This window comes from Photorhabdus aballayi (assembly GCF_026153155.1).
In the GTDB taxonomy this organism is placed as follows: Bacteria; Pseudomonadota; Gammaproteobacteria; order Enterobacterales; family Enterobacteriaceae; genus Photorhabdus; species Photorhabdus luminescens.
Window position 1 is genome coordinate 1 of the sequence record NZ_JAPFCD010000106.1, and the last position, 4,796, is coordinate 4,796.

Genomic DNA, 4,796 nt, shown 5'->3' on the forward strand with positions numbered 1-4,796 from the left:
CCGCGGGCCTGCGACGAACAGTTTGTGTACGATGCCGGTCAGAACCTCCATTACCACAAACGGGTGCCGGAACAGCTCAGCGAAGACCTGCGCCAGACCTACCACACCCAGCAGGCCGGCCGGGTCGTTCAGCACGGCGCCTGCACTTATCGCTACGATGAAAACGGGCGGCGGACAGAGAAAACCGAGCAGCGATGGGGTCACCGGCCGCGGACCTGGCGCTACCGCTGGGACGCGCACGACCGGCTGACCGGGGTTATCAGCCCGGAAGGGACGCGCTGGCGCTATTGTTACGACGCCTTCGGGCGACGGATTAGCAAGCGGAAGGAGACCGACACCGCCGGACCGCCGGTGAAACCGACCGCGATAATCGGCTATGATTACCTGTGGAGCGGAGAGCAGCTGATTGAAGAAACGCCGGTGTATGCGGACGGCACCGTTGACTATGAACAGAGCATTCACTGGCTGTATGAGCCCGGCGCCCTGACCCCCTCGGCCCGGTTTGAAAAAGGCCAGCTATATTATGTGGTGAGCGACCATCAAGGGACGGTGCGGGAAATTCTGACCGAGGAGGGGGAACTGCGCTGGGCAGGGCGATTACTCACCTGGGGCGAGCCGGAGCGCTGGCCGGTGCTGACGGTCAACGACCCAAGGAATCTGACGTGTAATTTTCGGTTTTGTGGTCAGTACGAAGACAGGGAAAGCGGTTTGTTTTATAATCGGCACCGTTATTACGAGAATGAAACGGGACAGTACTTATCGCCCGATCCGTTGAACTTAGCCGGTGGAGTAAATCCTTACAGTTACGTGCATAACCCGGCGAACTGGATTGACCCTTTGGGGTTGCTTAGTGAAAGTACTTTTATTCATTACACCGATAAAGCAGGTTTTGATAGCATAATGAAAGATGGTGTCCTTAATCCAAATGCTCAAGGAAAGGTATATATGACGGATATATTAATGACACCAAGTGATGTAGAGAAAAATCTCTTTATTAATAACCCAAGATATGCAGGACGTGGTGAATATGCAATCGTATTCAAAGTTGATTCGGTTCAATTGCATAATACTAAGAAAATTTCAGAGTTTGAATATATTCACTCTGGAAAGTTAAAAATGAAAGATGTTGTTCATGCTGGAAAAAATCCATATTCTGTAGTATCCCATTTAGATTATGATAGCCGGAACAGAATAACTAATGAACAATTTAAGATGAGGAGTAAATGTGGTGGTTAAACATATGGATAGCGAAGATTTTGGGCATGTAATCTCTATTACACAAGCGGAAATTATTGCGTTAAAAAAACTTATTTTATATGTCAAGTTCACTTGTGAAGAAAGTGAATCATTAGAATATGCTAGCAGTTATTCAATTAATAATTTTTTTGATAAGCTAATTGAAGTTGATTCTTTTAAAGAAGCAGCAAAAGCATTCTATAATGAAAGAAATATTGATAATGAAAAATTTGTTATGCACAAAATAAAAGCTGAGCAAGAGAACAGTATAAACAAAATGGATGATGAAATACTTAAAGAAGTATTTAAAGAATCATTATATCCTTTTAAAACGGAATAAATTCACAAAGGAACTAATAACAATAAGTTAAACTTAAAGCCGGAAAGATCCCCGATATCTTCCGGCTCTGTTCTGCTTGACTCTCAATGTAAGGGCGGAATCTGACCTGCAATTTACGGTTTTGTGGTCAGTACGAAGACAGGGAAAGCGGTTTGTTTTATAATCGGCACCGTTATTACGAGAGTGAAACAGGCCAGTACTTATCGCCAGACCCGTTGAACTTAGCCGGAGGAGTAAATCCTTACAGTTACGTGCATAATCCGGCAAACTGGATTGATCCGCTCGGATTAGAGGGATGTTCAGGGGCTGAATCTCAATCACCATCAGACTTTGCTAGAAGCTGGCAAGGACAAGGCGATTATCCCGGCGTTGATCGTTTCCGAGATATCACAGTCAAGAAAGGCACAATATTGATGGCAGGTGCACCAGGCCAAGGAAGTTTCTACACAACCGTTAGAGCGGTTGAGAGGAGTGGATACTCTAAAGAAGGTGTGTTTAAAGGATTACAGGTAATACCCCATAAAGATTTCGGATATAGGCCGGGTATGACAGCCTATAGAGTTCTAGAAGATACACCTGCTGCCTTTGGTATAGTGAGAGCTAACCCTCATGCTGGTCCCGGTGGACTACCTCAAATAGTTATTAAAAAATACGATGGGATTTTAGAGCCTTTATATTCGGTGAAGTTAAAATGATATACGCTAATGGTAATGTGAATTTAAATGGAATAATAATTAATCCATTAATTAAAAAAGATATTTTTCTAGAAAAAACATCAGAGCTTAATCCAGAAAAAATTTATATTTTTGGAAATAGAATCCGTTATTCTATCGATAATATATTGTTTTTAAATGTAAACTATATTGTCAGCGCTGTTTTTCAGGATGAATTTCTCATTTATATTGAATTGCTTCCGTTCGATAAGGAAATAGAAAATAAAATCAATGTATTTACCAATAAAAACCAAATGAGAAATAAATTGATCAATGATAATTTATTAAAATCACTATTTGGTTCATCAAAGAAACTTTATTTTCCATGGGGAAGTATTGAGTCTATAGCAGATACTAGATCAGGTATGTCATACATATCTATTTCTTATAAAAACGATAATCACTGAGTTAGATATGAATAGCCGGAAAGATCCGTGTGATCTTCCGGCCTTCTTCATGATCTACCTTGGCACATACTCACGGTAAGCCAGCGCCAATTGAAGCTTATCGATGGTATATTTATAAGAGAATAAATCCAATGGTTTAATTCCGTCTCAAAAAAAAACAATTTATTGCCAAGGTTATATTTTTTATAAAATGAAATTTTCTTTATCCATGATCAGGACAATATTATTGACATGACGCTTAATGATACTTTTCATCCACATGAAGAAAATATGATTTTAAAAACAATAATCAAATGGATACGAAAAATAAAATATGGTCTGGTCAAATGTCTACAACTAAATGTGGGAGAATAAATGAATCAATTATTATGTATTAATGAACGATTATAATTCTTCACTCATGCCAAGATATCCTCATGCTATAGTAGATACCGAGAAGAAAATTAATGAAAAATGGAATTATGAAGGCTCCAGGCATAATATGCCTTATTATCTCTTAGATAAGGAATGCCCTAATACTTTGTATTTATTATGTAATAAAAATATTGGAAAATTGGGGTTTAATTATTATCAACACAATATGGCTCATATCCTATCTGATAGATTTCTCGATATTATCAATGAGTTTAAATTAAGCGATCATGTTTTAAAAAAATTAATTGCGATATCTATTAAAGATGGAAAAACTATCAATAGCTCATTAAATTATCTTTTCATAACGAATCATTAAATTATGATATTTTTTCAATACGGACTACTTTATTAGCAGGATTTATCTTTATTTCAGAAAAAGTAGCTAACAAATTAAATAAAGAAAATATCAAAGGAATAAAGCTAATTAAATTAGATGAAGTCTTGAATCACTATTGTGTAGATTTTAGGTACGACATTAAAGCTAATGTCAAAAAAGGGAAAATAAAATTACCCTAAGCTAATAGTAAAAAGCCAAAAAGCTCCCCGAGATCTTTCAGCGTTGTTATTTTTATATTTAAAACAAATAGCTTACAGGGTTAGACTTATATATTAAATATATAATTTAAATCAAAAAAATATAAAATAAATAATAGAATAAACAAAGAAATAATACAGAAAAATATAAAACTCATAGCAAATATATACATAGGATATATTTTAACTATTTTATTCTGTTTTCTCCCTGAAACAGTAAAAAGCCGGAATCACTTCCGGCTAGCTTCTTTCTTACCAAGGTGAATACCCATACCACGCCAACGCCGACGGGTGAGTGCAATGGCAAGGCATCAAGGTAATCATCACGGATATACTGATGCAATAAGAAATGCTCTGGATAAAATAAATTTAAATCAATCAATTAATACCATATCGAAACAAGTAACTCACATACAAAATATAGCTAAAAAGATACGGAGAATGGTAATATTATTAAACCAAAAAATAGGTATAACACTCATATTCAGGGGAAAGACGTAAATTAAAAAGTAAGACAAAGCATCTTTGATCTCTGGAGTAAAATTTTAGGATAATTTAATATAGGTGAGATAATAAATTTTTATATGGAACCTGTTAAATTTTTTAAAAGTTCGGATTTTTTATCCGGTTCTATTGAAGAGTTTAATGAATATGAAATTATTCATAATAAAGATAGGGCATTAAAGCTTTTTTTCGATCAAGACATACCAGGCAACTCTATGGTTTGAAGTGATTTTTTCTCTGATCGGGTATCCGAGTTTTATCTTCACGAGGAATATAAACAAACAGGAAAAGATGTCCTTGATAGAGTAAAAATATCTACCCAAGATCAAGTTAAAGAAAATATGAGAAAAAATTATATCTTATAAGAAAGAAACAAGGGTTAGTTGATAACATAGAATACGATAACTTTCTAAATGAAGTCAATGAAGTCAATGAAGTCAATGAAGTCAATGAAGTCAATGAAGTCAATGAAGTCAATGAAGTCAATGACAAATATAATGACAGGTTAAATATGACAAGCATTTATTGATATTTATTTTCTTTTAATCAAAACGCTAAATTAGAAACCCTATTTTCTATATTCAAAAAAGGAATTATGTCATGCGGTATAAAGAAAGACAAAAAGGTATGAGTTATTTTCAACCCTAT

Annotated in this window: 6 protein-coding genes and 1 pseudogene; 6 read left to right on the forward strand and 1 reads right to left on the reverse strand. The window is 36.0% G+C overall.

Going from position 1 to position 4,796, the window contains the following annotated elements:
• The 5 genes and pseudogenes from OO184_RS24375 to OO184_RS25400 all read left to right on the forward strand — a co-directional run.
• On the forward strand, positions 1-1,236 hold a 1,236-nt coding region (locus OO184_RS24375), incomplete at its 5' end, for an RHS repeat domain-containing protein (RefSeq protein WP_283256382.1).
• A gap of 4 nt (positions 1,237-1,240) precedes the next feature.
• Positions 1,241-1,576 carry a hypothetical protein gene (locus OO184_RS24380; RefSeq protein WP_265381386.1) on the forward strand — a complete coding sequence of 112 codons (336 nt, stop codon included), beginning with the start codon at positions 1,241-1,243 and terminating at the stop codon, positions 1,574-1,576.
• A gap of 152 nt (positions 1,577-1,728) precedes the next feature.
• On the forward strand, positions 1,729-2,271 hold the full coding sequence (locus OO184_RS24385) for an RHS repeat-associated core domain-containing protein (RefSeq protein ID WP_341497496.1): 543 nt from the start codon (positions 1,729-1,731) through the stop codon (positions 2,269-2,271).
• Positions 2,268-2,696 carry a hypothetical protein gene (locus tag OO184_RS24390; protein ID WP_265381387.1) on the forward strand — a complete coding sequence of 143 codons (429 nt, stop codon included), beginning with the start codon at positions 2,268-2,270 and terminating at the stop codon, positions 2,694-2,696. Before OO184_RS24385 ends, OO184_RS24390 begins: the two co-directional genes overlap by 4 nt.
• A gap of 400 nt (positions 2,697-3,096) precedes the next feature.
• A pseudogene (locus OO184_RS25400) lies at positions 3,097-3,626 on the forward strand (Imm43 family immunity protein).
• Between the two features lie 205 nt (positions 3,627-3,831).
• Here OO184_RS25400 and OO184_RS24400 read toward each other — a convergent pair.
• A complete protein-coding gene (locus tag OO184_RS24400) occupies positions 3,832-4,026 on the reverse strand; it encodes a hypothetical protein (RefSeq protein ID WP_265381391.1) in 195 nt (64 codons plus the stop codon).
• On the opposite strand from OO184_RS24400, the gene OO184_RS24405 reads away from it, so the two are divergent.
• A complete protein-coding gene (locus OO184_RS24405) occupies positions 3,945-4,145 on the forward strand; it encodes an AHH domain-containing protein (protein WP_265381389.1) in 201 nt (66 codons plus the stop codon). The genes OO184_RS24400 and OO184_RS24405 overlap by 82 nt on opposite strands.
• Positions 4,146-4,796 lie beyond the last annotated feature (651 nt).

Bases quoted from the DNA above. Each gene is read 5' to 3' on its own strand.
- OO184_RS24380 (WP_265381386.1), top strand. From the start codon at position 1,241: ATGGATAGCGAAGATTTTGGGCATGTAATCTCTATTACACAAGCGGAA.
- OO184_RS24390 (WP_265381387.1), top strand. From the start codon at position 2,268: ATGATATACGCTAATGGTAATGTGAATTTAAATGGAATAATAATTAAT.
- OO184_RS24405 (WP_265381389.1), top strand. From the start codon at position 3,945: ATGGCAAGGCATCAAGGTAATCATCACGGATATACTGATGCAATAAGA.